General features: G+C 66.7%; 14 protein-coding genes. 5 read left to right on the top strand and 9 right to left on the bottom strand.

What is annotated here, in order from left to right:
• Window positions 1-77: 77 nt before the first annotated feature.
• A complete protein-coding gene (gene galB / locus FBX97_RS09485; protein ID WP_141830630.1) occupies window positions 78-2,633 on the top strand; it encodes a beta-galactosidase GalB in 2,556 nt (851 codons plus the stop codon).
• 112 nt (window positions 2,634-2,745) lie between these two features.
• Here the strand turns inward: galB and FBX97_RS09480 are convergent, their stop codons facing one another.
• The 7 genes from FBX97_RS09480 to FBX97_RS09450 all read right to left on the bottom strand — a co-directional run bounded on the left by FBX97_RS09480 (window position 2,746) and on the right by FBX97_RS09450 (window position 15,882).
• On the bottom strand, window positions 2,746-4,536 hold the full coding sequence (locus tag FBX97_RS09480; RefSeq protein WP_141830628.1) for a thiamine pyrophosphate-requiring protein: 1,791 nt from the start codon (window positions 4,534-4,536) through the stop codon (window positions 2,746-2,748).
• A gap of 101 nt (window positions 4,537-4,637) precedes the next feature.
• Complete coding sequence (locus tag FBX97_RS09475) at window positions 4,638-6,098, bottom strand: Gfo/Idh/MocA family protein (protein ID WP_141830626.1); 1,461 nt, start codon at window positions 6,096-6,098, stop codon at window positions 4,638-4,640.
• A gap of 31 nt (window positions 6,099-6,129) precedes the next feature.
• Complete coding sequence (locus tag FBX97_RS09470; protein ID WP_141830624.1) at window positions 6,130-8,013, bottom strand: glycoside hydrolase family 28 protein; 1,884 nt, start codon at window positions 8,011-8,013, stop codon at window positions 6,130-6,132.
• A gap of 10 nt (window positions 8,014-8,023) precedes the next feature.
• Window positions 8,024-10,678, bottom strand: coding sequence for a pectinesterase family protein (locus tag FBX97_RS09465; RefSeq protein WP_255517377.1), 2,655 nt, complete (start codon window positions 10,676-10,678; stop codon window positions 8,024-8,026).
• Window positions 10,675-11,466 carry a rhamnogalacturonan acetylesterase gene (locus FBX97_RS09460; RefSeq protein WP_141830623.1) on the bottom strand — a complete coding sequence of 264 codons (792 nt, stop codon included), beginning with the start codon at window positions 11,464-11,466 and terminating at the stop codon, window positions 10,675-10,677. The genes FBX97_RS09465 and FBX97_RS09460 overlap by 4 nt, the downstream gene beginning before the upstream one ends.
• Window positions 11,467-11,533: 67 nt before the next feature.
• Window positions 11,534-14,245 (bottom strand): TonB-dependent receptor, encoded by a 2,712-nt coding sequence (locus FBX97_RS09455; protein WP_141830621.1) that lies wholly within the window; start codon window positions 14,243-14,245, stop codon window positions 11,534-11,536.
• Window positions 14,246-14,478: 233 nt separating this feature from the next.
• A complete protein-coding gene (locus FBX97_RS09450) occupies window positions 14,479-15,882 on the bottom strand; it encodes a glycoside hydrolase family 105 protein (RefSeq protein ID WP_255517376.1) in 1,404 nt (467 codons plus the stop codon).
• 195 nt (window positions 15,883-16,077) lie between these two features.
• On the opposite strand from FBX97_RS09450, the gene FBX97_RS09445 reads away from it, so the two are divergent.
• The 4 genes from FBX97_RS09445 to FBX97_RS30380 all read left to right on the top strand — a co-directional run bounded on the left by FBX97_RS09445 (window position 16,078) and on the right by FBX97_RS30380 (window position 18,990).
• On the top strand, window positions 16,078-17,076 hold the full coding sequence (locus FBX97_RS09445) for an alpha/beta hydrolase (protein ID WP_141830617.1): 999 nt from the start codon (window positions 16,078-16,080) through the stop codon (window positions 17,074-17,076).
• Window positions 17,077-17,168: 92 nt separating this feature from the next.
• Window positions 17,169-17,954, top strand: coding sequence for a hypothetical protein (locus FBX97_RS09440; RefSeq protein ID WP_141830615.1), 786 nt, complete (start codon window positions 17,169-17,171; stop codon window positions 17,952-17,954).
• Window positions 17,955-18,042: 88 nt separating this feature from the next.
• A complete protein-coding gene (locus FBX97_RS09435) occupies window positions 18,043-18,312 on the top strand; it encodes a hypothetical protein (protein WP_141830613.1) in 270 nt (89 codons plus the stop codon).
• Between the two features lie 204 nt (window positions 18,313-18,516).
• Window positions 18,517-18,990 (top strand): type II secretion system protein, encoded by a 474-nt coding sequence (locus FBX97_RS30380; RefSeq protein ID WP_141830611.1) that lies wholly within the window; start codon window positions 18,517-18,519, stop codon window positions 18,988-18,990.
• Window positions 18,991-19,002: 12 nt separating this feature from the next.
• On the opposite strand, the gene FBX97_RS09425 is transcribed toward FBX97_RS30380, so the two are convergent.
• Complete coding sequence (locus tag FBX97_RS09425; protein WP_255517375.1) at window positions 19,003-19,668, bottom strand: FadR/GntR family transcriptional regulator; 666 nt, start codon at window positions 19,666-19,668, stop codon at window positions 19,003-19,005.
• 134 nt (window positions 19,669-19,802) lie between these two features.
• Window positions 19,803-20,498 (bottom strand): GntR family transcriptional regulator, encoded by a 696-nt coding sequence (locus tag FBX97_RS09420; protein WP_141830608.1) that lies wholly within the window; start codon window positions 20,496-20,498, stop codon window positions 19,803-19,805.
• Between the last annotated feature and the right edge of the window lie 104 nt (window positions 20,499-20,602).

Here is a 20,602-nt window from a genome sequence, read left to right as displayed (position 1 = left end):
GTTTGTCCTGCATGTTTGGTCCCAAGCGCTGCTATTTGCGCCATACTTGGCTGATCTGTCATTCGATTGCCCAGCCGATGCCGACACCCCAGCGCCTGTTCTCCTTCCTCGTCCTGAGTGCCGCGCTGAGCGGCGGTGCGGCGCACGCCGCGGACACGATACTTCGCGAACGCATCGCCTTCAACGCCGACTGGCGTTTCAGCAAGGGCGACCCCGCCGGCAGCCCGCAGCAGCCGGCCGAGGCCGACCTCAGGAACGGTTTGCCGGCCGCCGAGGCCGGTTTCGACGACGCCGGCTGGCGCAAGCTGAACCTGCCGCACGACTGGGGCATCGAAGGGCCGTTCAGGCAGGAGTACCCGGGCGATACCGGCAAGCTGGCCTGGTGGGGCGTCGGCTGGTACCGCAAGCATTTCACGCTGCCGGCCGGCGACGCCGGGCGCCGTGTCTACCTCGACGTCGACGGCGCCATGTCGCATGCCGCGGTGTGGATCAACGGCCGCTACATCGGCGGCTGGCCGTATGGCTATGCCTCCTGGCGCGTCGACCTGACGCCGCACCTGAAGCCGGGCGGCGACAACGTGGTGGCGGTCCGCCTCGACAACCCGCCCGCGTCGTCGCGCTGGTATCCGGGCGGCGGCATCTACCGCAACGTGTGGCTGGTCAAGACCGCGCCGGTCGCGGTGGCGCAGTACGGCACCTTCGTGACCACGCCCCAGGTGAGCGCCGCCGCGGCCACGGTCGACGTCCAGGTGACGCTGGATAACCACGGCGCCGATACCGAAGTCCAGGTCGCGACCGAGATCTACGCGCTCGACGCGAACGGCCGCCGCAGCGCCGCGCCGGTCGCGCGCAGGGAGGCTTCAGGCGCCGCCAAGGTCGCCAACGGACGCCAGGTGCAGCTGAGCCAAGCCTTGCAGGTGCCGAATCCGCGCCTGTGGAGCCCGGCCAGCCCGCAGCGCTACGTCGCGGTCAGCACGGTCCTCGACAAGGGGCGCACGGTCGACGTGGTCGAGACGCCGTTCGGCATCCGCACCATTGCTTTCGACGCGCAGAAAGGCTTCCTGCTGAACGGCCAGCGGCTGCCGATCCAGGGCGTGTGCGACCACCACGACCTCGGTGCGCTCGGCACCGCGATCAATACGCGTGCGCTCGAGCGCCAGCTCGAGATCCTGCGCGAGATGGGCGTCAACGCCATCCGCACCAGCCACAATCCGCCGGCGCCCGAACTGCTCGACCTGGCCGACCGCATGGGTTTCCTGGTGATGGACGAAGCCTTCGACGCCTGGCGCGAGAAGAAAACGCCGAACGACTACAACACCCTGTTCGATGCCTGGCACGAGAAGGACTTGCGCGCCATGATCCGGCGCGACCGCAACCACCCGAGCGTGATCGCCTGGAGCATCGGCAACGAGATCCCCGAACAGGGCCGCCCCGAGGGCTGGAAGCTGTCCGCGCGCCTGGCCGAGATCGCGCGCGGCGAAGACCGCACGCGTCCCGTCACCTCCGCCTTCAACCACGTGGCCTCGGGCTACAACGGTTTCCAGGACACGGTCGACGTCTTCGGCTATAACTACAAGCCGAACGAATACGGCAAGCTGCACGCCCATGCGCCGCACCTGCCGCTGCTCGGCAGCGAGACCGCATCGACCGTGAGTTCGCGCGGCGAGTATTTCTTTCCGGTGAGCGACGACAAGTCGAAGGGACTGGCCAACTTCCAGGTCAGCAGCTACGACCTGACGGCGCCGCCGTGGGCGACCACGCCCGACGCCGAGTTCAAGGGCCAGGACGAGAATCCCTTCGTGGCCGGCGAATTCGTGTGGACCGGCTTCGATTACCTCGGCGAACCCACGCCCTACGGCAACGACGCCACCAACCTGCTGAACTTCACCGATCCGGCGCAGCAGCAGCGCATGGCGCAGCAGCTGGAAGCCATGAAAAAGATTGCGGTGCCTTCGCGCAGTTCCTACTTCGGCATCGTCGACCTGGCCGGTTTCAAGAAGGACCGCTTCTACCTGTACCAGGCGCGCTGGCGCCCGGACCTGCCGATGGCGCACCTGCTGCCGCACTGGAACTGGCCGGAGCGCGTCGGTCAGGTCACGCCGGTGCACCTGTACACATCGGGCGACGAGGCCGAGCTGTTCCTGAACGGGAAATCGCTGGGCCGCAAGCGGCGCGGTCCGCGCGAGTACCGGCTGCGCTGGGACGATGTCGTGTACCAGCCGGGCGAATTGCGCGCAGTCGTCTATAAGAATGGCAGGCGCTGGGCCGAAGACAAGGTCGCCACCAGCGGTCCGGCGGCGCGCCTGGCGCTGGAAGCCGACCGCAGCACGCTGCGCGCGGACGGCAGCGACCTTGCCTTCGTCACCGTGCGCATCCTCGACAAGGACGGCAGGACGGTGCCGCGCACGCACGACCGCATCCGCTTCAGCCTGAGCGGGCCGGGCGAGATCGTCGCCACCGACAATGGCGATCCGACCAGCTTCGAATCCTTCCAGTCGCGCGAGCGCAATGCTTTCAACGGGCTGGCGCTGGCGATCGTGCGCACGCGGGCCGGCGAGGGTGGGAAGGTGGTGCTGAGCGCCACGGCCGAGGGGCTGGGCGGGGCGCAGGTGACGCTGGACAGCAAGCTCTGAGCGGTAAGGTCGTCCCCGCGAAGGCGGGGACCCAAGTACTGCCTGCATTACCGAAACGCGTCGAACTTGGGTTCCCGCCTGCGCGGGAACGACGTTGGTCAAGCGAGCGACCTTACTTCTGTTTATCCCCCGGCAGGATCGCGCTCAGCACCTGGCGCGCCACGCCCGCCAGCATCGAGCCCTCGCTCGGATCGCCGTGCACGATCGTGCTCATGAACTGCTTGGCCTGTTCAAAAGTGATGTGCGACGGCAGCGGCGGCACTTCCGGATCGGTCTTGAACTCGAGGACCACCGGGCGGTCCGAGGCCAGCGCTTCCACCCACGCCGCGCCGACCTGTTGCGGGTCGTCGCAGAAGATGCCCTTCAGGCCGATCAGTTCCGCAAAGCGGTGGTAGGGCACGTCCGGCAGGTTCTGGCTGGCCTCGAACTTCGGGTCGCCCTCCATCACGCGCTGCTCCCAGGTCACCTGGTTCAGGTCCTCGTTGTTGAAGACGCAGACGATCCAGCGCGGATCGGCCCACTGGCGCCAGTACTTCGACACCGTGATCAGCTCCGCCATGTTACTCATCTGCATGGCGCCGTCGCCGACCAGCGCCACCACCGGGCGGGTCGGATGTGCGAACTTGGCGGCAATCGCATACGGCACCGCTGCGCCCATCGAGGCCAGGCCGCCGGACAGCGAGCACATCATGCCGCGCCGGACCTGCAGGTCGCGCGCGTACCAGTTGGCGCAGGAGCCGGAATCGCTGGTGACGATGACGTCGTCCGGGACGCGCGGCGACATCTCGTAGACCACGCGCTGCGGATTGATCGGCTTGGCCGGGGCCAGCGCGCGCTCTTCCAGCTGCTTGCGCGAATCGGCGATGCTGGACGAGATCTTCTGGCGCCACGTGCCGTCCTGGCTGTGGTTCAGCAGCGGCAGCAGCGCGCGCAGGGTCTCGGCGCTGTCGCCGTGCAGGTTGACCTCGCTGGCGTAGCGCATGCCCAGCATGCCCGGGTTGATGTCGATGTGGACTGCGCGGGCCTGGCCTTCCTTGGGCAGGAATTCGGCATACGGGAAGGCGGTGCCGACCATCAGCAGGGTGTCGCAGTCGTTCATCAGGTCCCAGCTGGCCTTGGTGCCCAGGATGCCGATCGAACCCGTCACCCAGGGCAGGTCGTCCGGCAGCACCGCCTTGCCCAGCAGCGCCTTGGCGCAGCCGGCGCCGAGCCGGTCGGCCACCGCGATGACTTCGTCGGTGGCGCCGAGGGCACCGGCGCCGACCAGCATCGCCACCTTTTTACCGCTGTTCAGCACCTCGGCCGCGCGCAGCAGGTCGGCATCGTAGGGGATCACGCGCGGGCGCGTGTAGCCGCTGCTGGAATACACGTTGGCGTGCTTGCGCGGCGGGTCCTCGTACTTCATTTCCTGCAGGTCGTTGGGCAGCACCAGCACGCCGACGCCGCGGTTGGCGGTGGCGATGCGGATGGTGCGGTCCAGCAGGTGCCGCACCTGGGTCGGCACCGAGGCTTCCTGCACGAACTCGGCGACGTCGGAAAACATGCGGTCCAGGTTCACTTCCTGCTGGTAGTGGGCACCGCGGATGGTGCGCGCGGCCTGGCCGGCGATGGCCAGCACCGGCTGGTGGTCCAGCTTGGCGTCGTACAGGCCGGTGATCAGGTGCGACGCGCCCGGGCCGCCGGTCGACAGGCACACGCCCAGCTCGCCGGTGAACTTGGCATAGGCGGCCGCCATGAAGGCCGCCATCTCTTCGTGCCGCACCTGGATGAACTCGATCTTGCCCTTGGCGCGCGCCAGGGCACCGATCACGCCGTTGATGCCGTCGCCCGGATAGCCGAAGATGCGCTTGACGCCCCATTCGGCCAGCCGTTCCACCACGAAATCGCCTACTGTCTTGCTCATATCCGCTCCATTTGCCGTGTAAGGTTGATGAGGTCAACCCTAGCACTTGGGACGGGCAGGCAGCGCACGCTATCTTGCCGGCCTGTATGTATGCCTCTGCTTCAGGGAATCCTGACCCGCAGCGGCATCGGCAGCGGCATGCCATGGTCCGGCATCGGCGCCCGCTCGGGCAGGTCCAGGCCCGTGACCAGGTCGGCGATCTTCACCGTCTGCCCGGTCTCGAAGCAGCGGTTGGCGGCGATGCCGACCAGGGCCGACCAGGCGCCGGCGCGCTCGTCCGACGCCCGCTTGTACGGGTCGGCCGGCGCGCTGCCGAAGATCTCGGCCAGCATGACCTCGTCGCCGCCGCCGTGGCTGCCCTTGCCGGTCCAGGGTTCGATCTCGCGCGGCGCGCCCCGCAGCGGGATGATGCGGGTGCTGACGCCTTCGCTGCCGCTCTGCACCTTGGCTGCCCCGGCGGCGCCGGCCGACTCCACGATGCGGTGCTCGAGGCGGCCCTTGGTGCCGTTGAAGGCAATGTGGTAGCCCTCCCAGGCATCATAGGCCGACAGCGCGTACTTCAGCTGCACGCCGTTGTCGTACCTGACCATCACGTTCATGGTGTCTTCGATGTTGATCTCGGGGCGCCACACGCACTGGTCGCGGAAGTAGCCGTCGTACTTCTCGTTGTCGAGGTAGAGCGCCTTCAGGCCGGGGTCGGCGGCCAGGTCGAAGTAGAAGCTGCACTTCTGCTTTTCCGGGCAGGTCAGGCAGCGCTCGTGGGCGCCCTGCAGGCCCATGCGCTTCGCGGTTTCCGGCGTGTAGAACTGGCGCGAGCCGAAGGCGGCCACGCGCTCGGGCTGGGCGCCGAGCCACCAGTTGACCAGGTCGAAGTGATGGGTGGCTTTATGCACCATCAGGCCGCCGGAATTGGCCTTGTTGCTGTGCCAGCGGCGGAAATAGTCGGCGCCGTGCACGGTGTTCAGCAGCCAGGTGAAGTCGACCGACAGCACGTCGCCGATCTCGCCTTTCATGAGCAGGTCCTTGACCTGGGTGCGCGGCGGCGAATAGCGGTAGTTGAAGGTGACGCGGATGTGGCGCCCGCTGCGCTTGACGGCGTCCAGGATGCGCTGCGCCTTCTCGGACGTGGTCGTCATCGGCTTTTCGGTAATGACGTCACAGCCGGCATCCAGCGCGCGCACGATGTAGTCGTCGTGGGTCGCGTCCTTGGTGGTGACGATCACGAATGCCGGCTTGGTCTCGCGCAGCATCCTGTCGAAGTCGGCCGCCAGGTAGGGGCGCGGCTGGCTGGCGCCGGTCTTCGAAATCGCCTTGACCGCGCGTTCGACGCGGCCGGCGTTGGCGTCGCAGACGGCGACGATCTCGGACGTGTCGCGGAACTTGCCGGTGGCGGCGTCGGTGTACATGCGCGAGCGCGAGCCCACGCCAACTACTGCGTAACGTTTGCGCGCCGTTGCGCTGGCAGCGGCGGCGTGCGCATGGACACCGCTTGCCAGCATCAGGCCAGCGGCGCCCGCCGCTTTCAGGATGCCGCGGCGGTTCTTGTTGCCGATCTCGTTCATCTCTGTCTCCTCTCTTTTGGTGTGCCCGTAATCAGGCGGACAGCGTGGTATTCACCTTCTTGCCCGCGATCGTCACGTTGCTCATCTTCAGGTTGCGCACGTTGTACAGGAACCAGGGTTTGCCGGCGTTCGACGGTGTGCCGAAATCGCAGTCGGTGATGGTGACGTCGCGCACCGGCAGCACATCGGGACGCGGGTCCGGGCCGTTGTAGTCGAAGGCGACCGGCCCCAGGATCACGACCGCCTGGTAGCTCGAGAACCGTTTGCCGTCCTTGGTCGTGACGTTGCCGACCTTGACGTTGGAAATGTGGACGTCGCTGACTTCCGGTGGGCGGATGCGCACGTTGTCGGCGCGCGGCGTGTAGTCGCAGTCGAAGGTGATCACGCCGCCGGCCGCCGCGGCCACCGAGCGGTCCGGGATCGGCGAGCCGGGCAGGGTCGCATAGAACGAGGGCGTGGTCTGCACGCCGTTCGGGATGCTGACGTTGCGCACGTAGAAGTGGCGCAGGAAGCCGCCGCGGTTCATGTTGGTCTTCAGCCGGATCGCGATGTTGAGCGGATTGGTGGCCCAGTTCTTGTTCTGGAACACCAGGTCTTGCGCATACACGTTCTGGATCCCGGCCGACATCTCGCTGCCGAGGGTCACCGCGCCGTGGCCGCTGTGCATGATGCAGTTCTGGATCACGATGTTCTGCGACGGCCCGAATTGGGTGTCCAGGTTCTTGCCGGCCTTGATCGCGATGCAGTCGTCGCCGGTATCGAACTGGCAGCCGTCCACCAGCACGCCGTCGCAGGATTCCGGATCGAAGCCGTCGCTGTTCGGGCCCAGGCTGTTGGCGTACACCTTGCGTATCGTGAGGTCGCGGCAGGCTACCGGGTGGTGCTGCCAGAATGGCGTGTGCGTGACCTGGTAGCCCTGCAGCAGCACGCCGGTGCAGCCGACCAGGTGGATCATCGGCGGGCGCAGGTAGTGGCCGAGGCCGAACACGCGCTTCTCGACCGGCACGCCGGCTTCGGACAGGGCCGGCAAGAAGGCATCGTCGGCGCGCCATTTGTCGCCGCTACCCTGGATCAGGCGGCGCTTGTCGTCGGACAGTCCGGGTGCGATGTCCGCAAGCGACGCCGGGTTGTTCGGGTTCGGCTGGTTCTGGGCCAGCTTGCCAGGCACGTAGTTCGGCGACTTGTCCTGCGCCACCGAGTTGATGGTCATGTTCTTGCCCTTCCAGGTCCACCAGCAGTCGCTGGAGCCTGCGAACGGCACGCCGCCCTGGCCGTCGAGGATGGCGGTCCAGTCGTCGCCGGTGAGGGCGATGTTGTTCTGGTTGTGGGCGTAGATCATCGACGAGAAGTTCAGGCAGTCGTTGCTTTGCCAGCGCGACACCACCAGCTTGCCGTTGGCGCCGCAGTCGACGTCGCCGTACTTGGCGTAGTCGCGCGGGTCGTTGCTGAAGTAGACGTGGGCGCCGGCCTGCAGGTGCACGTTCACGTTCGACAGCAGGACGATCGGACCGGCGCAAAACCAGTCGCCCTTCGGGATCACGACGCGGCCGCCGCCCTCGGCGTGGCAGCGCGCGATGGCGTCCCGGATCGGCGCGTAGCAATCCTGGCTGTCCGGCGCCGGGGTCTTGACCGTTTCTTGCTCTTCGAACGAGATCCAGGCCTTGACCGGCACCAGGCGGCACGGGGCGGCGCCGAAGTCGGTGATGCTGTAGTCGACCTTGCGGAACTTGACCGGCATCTGCAGGCGGTCGGCGATGGCGCGTGCCTGCTGCCAGGGGTCGCCGGCCGGCGCGGCTGCGGCCTGCGCGGCTGCGGCACGGACCGCAGCCAGCGGCAGCGCAGCGCCCAGCAGCGCCAGGCTGCCGGCGGAGGCGCCGCGCAGGAAAGTGCGGCGGTGGTTGAAACGGGTGCTCATGCGGTCTCCATCATTCATTGGTGTTGTTGTATTCGCCGAGGTAGATGTCGGCGGGTGCCGGGCGCACGGTCTCGCCCAACCTGGTGACCGGATCGAAGCCGGTCTGCTGCAGGTTGCTCCACCAGTCGTCGGAACTGAACTGGGCCGGGCGGTGCGCCAGCGTGCCGTTGCGGTTCCATTCGGACCAGGGGTTGTTGCTGACGATGTGGGCACCGATGCGCGAATTCAGGATCACCGCCTTGCCGACCGCTTCCAGCGTGCGCTTGCGGATGGTGCCGTGCGGCGCCTTGTAAACGTCGACCTCGCCCAGGCTGCAGGTATAGCCCTCGACCGGCACCCGGCCGTAAGGCGTGCAGCGCTGGTTGTGGAACCACTGGCGGGCGAAATAGAAGGCGGTGTCTTTCGCCTTGGCCGAGGGTTCGCCGCTGAAGCGGCAGCCGTTGAACACCATGCCGTACTTCGCGCGGCGGCTGGTGTCCGGCGCCAGTGCGTACGAGGCCGGGCGGCCGCCGATCTGGCGCACCTCGCAATCCTGGAAGTAGGCGATGGTGTCGCCGAAGATGAAGTCGACGTCGCCTTCGATCCAGGTCTTGTGGAAGAAGCTGCGCGTCGTATTCACGTAATCCCTGGAGCTGAGGAACAGTGTGTCCTGCAGGCCGAGCAGGGCAACCCCCTCGAACTGGGCGCGGTCGGCGCCGTCCACGCGCAGGGCCACCGCCTGGTGGTGCACGCGGCTGCCGCCGGTGGTGTCGGGGCAGTTGTCGCCCGTGCACTCGTTGTGCTTGACGCCGCCGTCGCGGTTGTAAACGTTCTCTATGGTGAGATTGCGCGCCTGGAAGCCGTCCGCCTGCACCCACACGGTGCTGGAGCCGTAGGTGCCCAGCGCCGGCAGGTCCTTCAGGCCGTCGTAGAGCGCACGCACGCCAGGTGCAGCCTGCGCGAACTGGGCGGCGTAGCGCTGGCGGTAGGCGGCACCGGTGGTGGATGCATCCAGGCCGGCGCGGATGCGCGTGGCGCGCGGATCGGGGCCGTCGCCGTACAGGGTGATCGGTGCGCCGCCGGCCGGTACGTACACCAGCTCGTCGTAGGTGCCGGGCGCCAGGCGGATGTAGATACGCTTCTTGCGGCCGGTGTCGAGGAGGGCGCGGCTGACGGCAGCCTGCACGGTCGCGAAGCGGGTCACGCCGTCGGCCGGCGCACCCGCATCCACCACGTAGTCGGGGCTCAGGCGCGCCTGCGTGACCAGCGGGTCGGCCAGCGGATCCCAGGGCTCGACACGCTCGTTGCCGACCGCCCCGACGTACTTCAGCACTTCGCGGACGTCGTAGGCGCGGGCCTGTTCGGCGCTGAGCTGCGGCCGCGGATTGCGTGCCGGCTCGGCCGGGAAGGGCAGGAATTTTTCGCTGCACTCGATGTTGGCCGCGTGCGGCGCATTCAGCGGCGTACCCGACAGGCGGGTGTGGCCCATCATCACCTGCGGCTCGTCCTGCACCGTCACGTCGCTCAGCGCCAGGTTCAGCGGGTGGGCATCGTCATAGCCCTGCAGGCGCACGCGCGCCGGCCCCGGGCCGATGCTGCGCACGCGCTCCATCCGGATGTCGCCGTAGGAAGGCAGCAGCTTGCCCGGCTGCCCCGCGTCTTCGTAATGGGTGCTGATGTCGATCGGGGTCTTGATGCCGCGCATGCAGACGTCATGGTAGAGAATGCCGGACACGGTGCCGCCGCGCGTATCGTTGCTCTTGATGCGCAGGCCGGACGTGGTGCCGTCCATCGCCAGGTCGTCGACCAGCACCTTGCGTACGCCGCCATTGGTCTCGCTGCCGATCGACATGCCGTGGCCGCTGTAGAAATGGTTGTGCAGGATCGAGACGTTCTCGGTCGGGCCGCCATTGCCGGCCTTGATGGCGACGTTGTCGTCGCCGGTGCGGATCCAGCTGTGGGCAATGGTGACGTTGTGTGAGGAAATCGGATCGATGCCGTCGGTATTGCGGGCATCGTGCGGGGTGTCGATCTTGACGGCCCAGGCGGTGAAGCCGTCGACCTTGTTCAGGGTCACGTGGAAGTTCGGCGAATTCTTCAGCAGGATTCCGTACATCGTGAACTCCTGCGACTGGTCCACCTGGATCAGGCGCGGCACGTTCTGGCGCGTCTTTTCCTTTTGCGCGCGGCGGGCGATCTGCCACCAGCTTTCCTCCTTGCCGGCGATCTTCTGGCCGCCCTGGCCGTCGATGGTGCCGCGGCCCATGATGCCGCTGCCGCGCGTGTTCTCGGCGCTGATCAGCGGGCGGCAGCCCTTGCCCGAGGCGTCGTTGCTGCCGCAGGTGCCGGCACCCCTGTCGAACAACCTTGGATCGGTACTGGCATACAGCGTGGCGCCGGCATCCACCACCAGCGTCACGCCGCTTTTCAGCTGCAGTGGCCCGGACACGAAGCTGCGCTTTTCGTTGCTGGCCGAGAGCACCACCGCATGGCCCGGGGCGCATTTGTCGATCGCGGCCTGGATGCGTGCGGCGTCGTCGCGGCCGCTGCCGGCGGCTTCGCCAAACAGCACCGCGCAGGGGGCCGGCAGCTTCGGTTCCTGGACGGCGCGGCTGTCCTGCGCATGGGCGGCGCAGGACAGGCTGCCCAGCGCGGCGGCGATGGCTGCAAGGGAAGGGCGCGTCAAGGCTTGCCCCCGTCGATGAAGTAGGCGCGGGTTTCGGGAAGCGCCTGCACCAGCGCGCGCTCGACCATGCGCGCGAACAGGTCGGCGCCTTTCTTGCCCAGGTGGGTGCGGTCGAAGGCGCTCTTGGCGGCGCCGGCGACTTCCACCTTGTTCGGATCGGCAGGCGCCGCGACTGCCGGCGGCGGCGGTGCCATCGCCAGCGTATCGGCTTCCCGCTGGCCCATCGCCTGCACGGCCGCCGCGCTGTCGGCGTTCAGGTCGAGCAGCACCGCATGCTCCTGCTGCGCCACCTTGCGGATGGCGGCGGCCCAGGGTGCCAGGTCGTCGCGCAGCCATTGACCCTTGAAGCTGCGGCGCGTGAGCGGCGTCACCAGCACCGGCACGCCGCCAAGGGCTTTGGTCTCCTGCGCATAACGGGCCATGTTGGCCGGGAATTCGGTGACCAGGTCGGTCGAGCGCGGCGGCTTGCCCGGCTGGTCGTTGTGGCCGAACTGGACCAGCACATAGGTGGTGGTGGCGCTGCCGTCCTGCAGCAGGCGCCGGACTTCGTCCCAGCGCCCCTCGGCGCGGAAGCTCCTGGAACTGCGGCCGCCGCGTGCCAGGTTGATGCACTCGGCCTGCGGCGTGAAGCGGGCGCACAGGGCGTCGCCGTAGCCGCTGTTGCTGGCCATGGTGGAGTCGCCCACCAGAATGACGCGCACCGGCGCCGCGGCGGCCGGTGCCGCGGCGGCCGGCCCCGCCAGTGCGAGCGCCGCCACTGCGGCAGGCGCGATGGTACGTAATTTCATTGTGCTCCTCGATGAAGGCAAGCCGACACGGGGTCGGCTTGCATCGCTCAGCTCTACGTCCCGGCGCTTACTGGAAGTCGTAGGTCACGCGCAGGTTATACGCGCGTCCGGTCGGATTCGCCGCGCTGCTCAGGTAAGCGTAGCTGTACACCGTGTTGTTGGTGATCGGCGGCGCCTTGTCGAACAGGTTGGTGACGCCGGCGGTGACCGTGACCTGCTTCTGCGCACGCCAGGTGCCGGTCAGGTTCCACACCGAATACGACGGGATGTCGCGGTAGTACTGCGGCGCCACCGCCACGTTGGCGTCGCGGTACTTGCTGTTGAAGTTGTTGGTCAGCTGGGCGCCGAAGTCGCCGTTTTCCCACGACAGGCGCAGGCTGTGCTTCCAGCGGTAGGTGATGATCGGGTAGCTGGAGGTGGTGCCGTTGCTGGCCCAGCCGAAGCGGCCGACGTTCGACATCCAGGCGCCGTTCTCTTCCAGCTGGTTGTCGAAGCGGGTCAGCCAGGTGCCGTCCAGGCCCACGCGGAAGGTACCGAAGCCGGTGCGCGGCAGGTCCCAGTTGCCGGATACGTCGACGCCGCCGGCGATCTGGCCGCCCAGGTTCATCGTCGTGTTGTTGATGTAGGCGAGGCTGCCGTCGGCATTGCGCACGAACAGGTTCTGGTACTGGGCGTAGTTGGTGAAGTAGACCGATTCCGGCAGGTTGGCCAGCATCTTCTTCATGTTGACCTGCCAGTAGTCGAACGACAGCGTGACCGCGCGGCTCGGTTCGAACACCACGCCCAGCGTGCCGCCCTTCGATTTTTCCGGCTCCAGGTTCGGGTTGGAACCGGTCAGCTTGTTCAGCTTGGCGTTGCAGACGTCGGCCGCATTGGCGCCGGCGACGGCGGTGCCGGTGCCCGGGATGGTCGGGGTCGGGCTCGGGCACAGCACCGGGTCGTCCCAGCGCGCCGCAGTCGTGGTGTTGGCGACCGTGGTGCGGTAGCCGTTCAGGTCGAACAGGGTCGGGGCGCGGAAGCCGGTATTGGCGGAACCGCGGAACATCACGGTTTTCGTCGGCTGCCAGCGGAAGCTGATCTTCGGCGTCACGGTGCTGCCGACGTCGCTGTACCTGTCGACGCGGACCGCGCCGTTCAGGGTGAGGGTCCTGGTGACCGGTGCATCCAGCTCGGCGAACACGCCGGCGATGTTGCGGGCGCTGTCGCCATGGCCCGCCACCGACTTGGCGTAGGTGATGTCGGTGGCCTGGGCCAGCTTGGTGTCTTCGTTGGTGTCGCGGTGCAGGTCGGCGCCCAGCGCCAGCGCCAGGTCGCCGCCGCCGAGGGCCATCAGCGAGCGGCTGATGGTGCCGTCGATGCCGTAGTAGGCGGTCTTGGCGCTGCGGTTCAGCATGCCGTCGGCGGCGATCGAGTTCAGGTAGTCGCGGCCGGCCTGGTCCTGCAGGCCGAACGGGTTGAGGGCGCCGCTGGCCAGGCCGTTGATCAGGCCAATGCCCGAGTAGTAGCCGGACGCGAAGTACACCTTGCGCTGCGACAGGCCGTAGCTGGCGCCGGTCCGGTAGTCCCAGCCGCCGACATTGCCTTCGCCCGACAGCAGCAGGCGCTGGTTGACCTGGTTGTCGCGGGTGACGGCTGCGCCGTCGTCGGCGACCGCCCAGCTCACCGTCAGCGGCTGGCCGGTAACGCCGGCCATCGCCGGCACGCCGCCGCTGGCGCCCGGGTACCAGCGGCTGGATGCCGGCAGGATCGCCTGGCGCGAACCCACGGCAAGCACCTGGGTCGGGTTCTTGTAGCTGTAGATCGATTCGTCGCCGCGCGTGTATTCCAGGCTGACCGTGTGTTCGCCGAAGCGCTTGGTCGCCTTGCCGTACATCGTCAGCTGCTTGTTCGGGTACAGCGCGGTGCCGTAGGTATCGTTGTCCAGCACGCAGGTGTTCTTGGCGCCCTGGATCGAGTAGGGCGCCAGGCAGCCGGCCGCGTAGTACGGATTGGCGGCGTTCTTGTTGGTCGCCGTGGTGAAGTTGGCTGGGGTGGCGTAGCCGCCGCTGGCGGCGCTCGGCGCCAGGCCGATCGAGGTCAGGGTGGCCGCATCCGGCACGAAGCCGGCGCGGTCCGACATCAGGAGACGGCTGCGCTGGTGGAAGTCGACGGTGCCGTACAGGTTCCAGCCGTCGTTCTGCAGGCTGCCCTTGCCGAAGGTCAGGGTGACGCGCTGCTCGTCGCCGCCGCCGTGGCGCTCCGGCTGCACGGCCTGGAGGGTGGCCGAGACGCCCTGGACTTCGCGCTTGGTGATGAAGTTGACCACGCCGCCGATCGCGTCCGAACCGTAGATCGAGGACGCGCCGTCGCGCAGCACTTCGACGCGCGCCAGGGCGCTGATCGGGATGGTGTCGAGGTTGGCATAGCCGTCGGCGATCGCTTCGTTGGCCAGGCGGCGGCCGTTCAGCAGCACCAGTGTGCGGTTCACGCCCAGGCCGCGCAGGTTGATGTTGGTGCCGGAACCGGCCTGCGACGGCGCCAGCGACGCCGATTGCGGCAGCGCCATCATCACGTCGGCCAGGGTGGTCATGCCCTGCTTGACGAGTTCTTCGGCCTTGATGGTGGTGACCGGCAGCGCTTCTTCGGCGGCCAGGCGCTTGATGCTGGAACCGGTGACTTCGACGCGCTGCATGGTGGCGTCGGCCTGCTGCGCGGCCGCCTGCTGCGCCAGCGCGAACACGGCGAGGGAAATGGCGGAAAGGGCGATGGAATGCTTGGTACGCTTGGTTGGGTACTTCATGAAGCTGTCTCCTGGTTTTGATTCGATGCGACTCGATGACGTGGCGCCGTCGGTGTCCGCGGCGCCTTTGGTGTCGTTCCGGGCTTCTTGAAACTGGTAGCGTGTGGCTGGTCTTTGGTAGGTGCTCCGCTTGAATTACTGGTCTGTCCAGTCTAAATTGGTTTGGCCAGTTTAACAACTGGTCCAGCCACTATTTGAATGCTTCCTGCGTGTTGTGGTTGGGAACAGACAGTTCAGGGATGTTCGCGGTAGCTGGTCCGGCCGCCGTCCCTGGGCACGAAGTGGTAAGTACGCACCTTGTACTGGATCTCGAAGGCCGGGTTGGCCATCAGCCTGATCATCTCGGCGCCGGCCAGCAGGGTCGGGCCGTAGCCGTGCAGCGCGTCCTTGCTGGCCGGGCGGTTGTAGTAATAGACCTGGTCGCCGGCGAAGGTGGTGCCGACGCAGGTACCGTCGACCGCGCCGTCCTTGCCGATGCGCGTCGACAGGCCGGCCCAGCCGGCAAGCGCGATGTCGCCGTAGGTCGTCGGGCTGATCCAGCCCTGGTTGATCGCGTGCGCGTAGGTGTACACGAAGATCGCGGTGGCCGAGGTCTCGAGGTAGGAGTCGTTCCGGTCCAGCATCTGGTGCCACAGGCCGCTGCCCGACTGCAGCTGGCCGATGCCGCGCAGCGCCTTGCGCAGCTGCGCCAGCACCTGCGGATAGCCCGGATGGTCCTTCGGCAGCACGTCGAGCAGGTCGGACATGCTCAGCACCGCCCAGCCGTTGGCGCGGCCCCAGTAGAAGTGCGGCGCGTCCGGGTTGTTGGCGTTCCAGCCGTGGGTGTACAGGCCGTCCTTCTCGTCGAACAGGTAGCCGGAGAACTGCAGCACGTTCCTGACGGCGTCGTCGAAGTAGGCGCGCTTGCCGCTCATGCGTCCCAGTTCGGCCAGCGCCGGCACGCCCATGTACATGTCGTCGGCCCACAGCGACACTGCCTGCGGACGCTCGCGCGCCAGGGTGCCGTCCTTCAGGCGGAACTGGCCCTTGGCGACCCAGTCGCCGCAGACCTTGATCTGGCTTGCCATGTCGGGACCGACCTTCGCCGCACGCGCGCGCATCATGGCGGCGCACATCGAACCGGCGTCGTCGAGCGAGCGCGGGTCGAGGAAGCGCGCGAAGCTGTTGTTGCGCTCGAGGTGGAAGCGCTGTTCCTGGGCGCGGAAGTAGGGCAGCCGGTCGGCGAAGAACTGCAGGTGGCGCGCGGTGAGGTCGGAGAAGCGCCTGTCGCCGGTGACTTCTGCGGCCCGCAGCATGCCGGCGTGGACCACCCCCATCTCGTAGGCCTGCAAGCCGAAATCGGCGTCGGTGGTGTCCATCACCGCATCCGCCACCGGGGTGGTGAAGTCGGTGATTTCTGCGCCGTCCTTCCTGTGCACCACGCGCGTCGGCGTATGCGACTCCATGTAGCCGCGCACGAGCTGCAGCGCATCGGTGATCTCGGCCGCGGTCGGCTTTTTGTAGGGGACCGGATAGCTGCCCTCGGCGGGATCCTTGAGATTCTTGTTGTCGGTATTGCGGAAGGGGCCGTCGGCGTGGGCCGAGGTACTCAAGGCGAGGGCGATCAGGCTGGCGAGCAGCTTGGCGTTCAGATTCACCGTTGTCTCCGGTTGCATATCGTTGTGGTCGGCAGGCCGGATCTCTGATCGACCGTGCTCATCCGTTTTATGGTCGGACCATTCTAAGTTGGTCTGGCCACATTGGCAAGGTGGACTAGCCGGACGTGGTGACAGCGTGGCATACTGGACAAACCACGTGGCCCACGAAGGCTGCACCGACAACAAGGAGACGCCATGAAGCTGGTCCGCAACGCGATACTGGTGTGCAGCCTGTGCCTGCCCGTGCTGGCGGCGGCGCAGTCCGCCGCGGCCACGCCCGTGCCGGCGCCGTACACCGCGGAGACCACCTACGCGAAGCTGATCGGAAAGTACCCGTTCATCCGCATCGCCGGCAGCGAACTGCCGGCGTCGGTGCGTGCGGTCCGGGACATCACTTATATACGCCGCGGCGACCATGCGCTGCAGCTGGACCTGTACCTGCCCGCGCAGAAGCCAGCGGCGCCCTTGCCGGCCGTGGTCTTCGTGCACGGCGGTGGCTGGCAGACCGGCAACCGGGCGGAGTTCGTACCGATGGCAATCCGCATGGCCGAACGCGGCTTCGCCACCGCAACCGTCAGCTATCGCTTGTCGCCGGAAGCGCGCTATCCGGCCGCCATCCACGACCTCAAGTCGGCGCTGCGCTGGGTGCGCGCGCATGCGGGCGAGTACGGGATCGATCCTGCGCGGATCGCAGTCGCGGGCGGGTCGGCCGGCGGGCAGATCGCCAGCCTGGTGGGCGTGACCAATGGGATCGCGCGCTTCGATCCGGACGGCGGGCCGGGGGCGGTGTCGAGTGCGGCCCAGGCCATCGTCAACATCGACGGCCTGTCCGACTTCACCTCGCCGGCCGCGCGCGAGAACGAGGACAATCCGGCCAAGCGGCCGACCGCAGCCGGGTCCTGGCTGGGTGGCAGCTATGCCGAAGCGGCGGACACCTGGCACGACGCTTCGCCGACGTTCCATGTGAGCGCGAAGACGCCGCCGATCCTGTTCATCGGCAGCGCCCAGGCGCGCTTTGCCGTCGGGCGCGAAGCGATGATCGAAAAAATGAAGGCGCAGGGCGTGGCGGCGCAGACGGTGCTTCTGCCGGACACGCCGCACAGTTTCTGGTTGTTCGACCCGTGGCTGGCGCCGACGGTGGAGGCGACGGTGGCCTTCCTGCGCACGCAGATGGCGGGCAGCGGGCGGCCGTAGCGGTTTCAGGTCCTGTCGAGCTGCTAATATAAGATAGCGGCTCGGGCCTCTCAGGGTGGAGTGGCTGTACCAGGTGGTGGGTGGGAGAGACCATGTCGCTGCGATCGAAATGGATGCTGGGCTTGTTAGCCGGTCTGCTGTCGTGCGCTGCGGTTGCCGGCGACGATCCAGCTCATGAGCATCGGCGCGTGCGTACAGGCGACTACAAGGCTTTGCATCGATCCTTGTGGTTCGACGCCCAGTTTGGCGATGCGGAAAAGCAGGAGCGTCTTGCCGGCTTGCTCCTCGGTCCGCATGGTCGCGAAGTGGGCGCGCCGCGCCATGAAGGCGTTCGATTCCTGTTTCGGGCCGCCGTCGCTGGTCGGCCCGCAGCGATGCGGCATTTGGCGGATGCGCTGGGCAAAGGCGCCTTTGGCCTCGGGAAGCTGCCCGCCGCGGCCCGCTGCTGGTCATCTGTCCCTGCCGGTTTCGAGCAGCGGCTGGCGTGTGTCAGACTGACCGGATTCCGCGACCCGCGGGCGCGCGTTCCGTGCATGGACCTCGCGGTCACGAGGTCGAGCGCCACCCGCGACAGCGGCAACGCGATGGCTCGGCTCTGTCTGGCAAATGGGACGCCTGCGATCCTGGTACCCGGCCTGCCGCCGGACCGGCAGATGCTGGACCGCATCGACCGGTACAAGCGGCATGGCATCGATTGGGTCGTGACCGGCGATGTGTACGAAGCGGATTTCGAGACCTTCCGTGACGCGTTCAACAAGACGATGTCCGCTGCCATCGACACCGAGCGGGGGCGGGGTTACCTGGAGCGGCTGTCGAACGAGATCGATGCCCGCATCGACGCGAAATACAGGACGTCCACGACCGGGCATCCGCAGTAGCCGCCGACAACAAGTACACGTTTTTCAAATCGCCGGGGGATGCAATCGCCCTGGTGCGCCCGGGGGAAATCGTCATGCTTATCAAGCCATGCCAACATACGTAAAGCGACATTGGAACCAGACGCGCGGTGACGAATACGACGCCTGGGGGACGTCGTGGTGGTATTTCGAAGTCGACCCTGATGGCTGGGTGACGCGGCAAATCGAACAATACGATGGTGGCGTACGGCTTTGCTATAGCACCATGCGCAGCGACGATCAATTCGGCGCACTCGCCGAGACGCCACTCGATCTGGCGGAAACGGCTTACCTCATCATCTCCCAGGCAGAATTTGAACTGCTCTGGCGTGCTACATAACCAGGACTGTTATGCACGTGAGCAGGGGGGGGCAATGAAAGCTGCTCGCCGCTTGGTGTTGCAGAAAGGGAAAATTATTTACGTCCGCATATTTTCTTAAACGCTTTATCTGTAAAATATTTAAGTTGCATCAAATCAACAAGCGCCGCACCCGGTTGACCACCTGTGGACGGCTGCGCAACTTAACTTGTTTGGAGATAGAGGGTGAATGTAAGGGAAATTCGGGCCGGCCAGGCACAAGGCGGTTTTACGCTGATCGAGCTGATCGTCGTCATCGTGGTCCTGGGCATCCTGGCGGCCACCGCGCTGCCGAAGTATGCTGACCTGAGCAGCGATGCACGCAAGGCCACCGTCCGCGCGGCCGGCGGCGCCCTTGCTTCCGTCAGTGCCATGACGCATGGTAAGTCCCTGGTGACCGGTTCCCGTACCGCGCCCGTCGACATGGAAGGCGTCGCCGTGGCGATGGTCATCGGTTACCCGTCCTCTGCCACGACAACCGCCGCTGCCGCCGGCTTGACCGATGACGACTGGAAGCTCAAGGTCAACGGCCGTGACCTGATCGTGTCGCCGAAGAGCGCCGCCGATGCCGAAACCTGCAATGCGATCTATTCCGAGGCAACGTCGGTCGGTGGCGTGGTCACGCCGGCGCGGGTCGCGATCGTCGATAGCGGCTGCTGAGACAGCCGTAGCTCAACCGCGCGAGAACGTCCGCGTCACCCGGTCCAGGTGCGCGCGCATCGCCAGCCTGGCCCCCGGCACATCGTGCGCAGCAATCGCCGCCAGGATGTTCCGGTGGTCGATCAGGGTCTGCTGGCGCAATTCCTCGGTCTGGAAGTGTTCGGTCAGCTTGTGCCACAGGGTGCCGCGCTGGTTCCACAAGTAATCGATTACACCGACCATCGCGCTGTTGCCCGAAGCCCGTGCGATCGCCAGGTGGAAATTGCGGTCGGCCGATTCGTTGTTGCCGAGGTCTTCGTGATGCTGTTCCATCTGCTCGACCGCGACCAGGATGGCGTCGATCGCGGCATCGGTGGCGTTCTTGGCGGCCATCGCGGCGACTTCGACTTCGATCATGCGGCGCGCCGCCAGCACCTCGAACGGGCCGGGGCCTGCCGGGCGCACTTCGGGCTGGGGCGGGGCCTGTTCGCTGACGTAGACACCGGAGCCGCCGCGCACTTCGATGATGCCGCCCAGCTCGAGCGCGATCAGCGCTTCGCGCAGCGAGGTGCGGCTGACGCCCAGCTTGATGGCGAGGTCGCGCTCGGACGGCAGGCGCTCTCCCGGCTGGATGTTTTCTTCCTTGATCAGCTGCTCGATCTTGCCGGACACAACCCGATACAGGCGCGGTTCAGCCACAATCGCTTCGTGCAACACAGTGTTTCTCTTCATTATTCAGTGTCCGGAAAGATCGCAATGGCGAATCTTAGTTTGGGCGCTGAAATGTTGCAAGTGCAGTAACCCAAGCGATCAGCGGCATGACAAGCGGGGCCTCAGCGGACGTAGCTCGGATGGCGCTTGCGAATGTCGTCGATGTTCTGCAAGGTGCCGGACAAGTGGCGCCGCAGCACCTCTTGCGCCCCCGGGGCATCGCCGCGTTCGATCGCATCCACCAGTTCGGTATGGTCGCCCAGCACGCGCGCCAGCTTGCCCGGCGACGGCAGGTCGAGGCGGCGCAGGCGGTCGATGTGGCCACTCTGGCTGCGCACCATCTGCCATAGATTGGGCACGTTGGCAGCGACGTACATCATCTGGTGCATGGCCTGGTCGGCCATGCTGAATTCGTGCAGGTCGTCTTCCGCCGCGACCAGGCGCTGGCGGGCCAGGTTCGACCGCAGCTTCGCGATGAGCGCGGGGTCCGGACGCGAGGCCAGGGTATTCACGACTTCGAGTTCGATCGCATTGCGCAGGAAGTGGGCTTCGCGTGCCAGCGCGACTTCGATCGGCCGTACCACGGTCGCATGCTGCGGGAAGATGTCGACCAGTCCTTCTTCCCCGAGGCGCTGCAGGGCGTCGCGGATCGGCGTCTGCGACAGGCCGAAGCGCGCCGCCAGTTCGGTGCGCGACAGCACGGTGCCCGGCGTCAGCGTCATGTCGATGATCATGTCGCGCAAGCGTTCGAACACCTGGGGCGCAGCGTGGCGCGAGCGGTCGAGCGTGAACTCCGGCAGTTCGAGGGCGGCATGCATGGCGGTGGTCGGTCTTCGGCGAAATGAGATACCGACATGATAAGCGATTTCGATCAGCGCAAACACTTTGACACACTAATACATTAGTGCTTTAATGCTTCAAC

Source organism: Herbaspirillum sp. SJZ107, assembly GCF_006715485.1.
Classification (GTDB): Bacteria; Pseudomonadota; Gammaproteobacteria; order Burkholderiales; family Burkholderiaceae_D; genus Telluria.
This window is presented reverse-complemented; position numbering and strand designations above follow the sequence as displayed.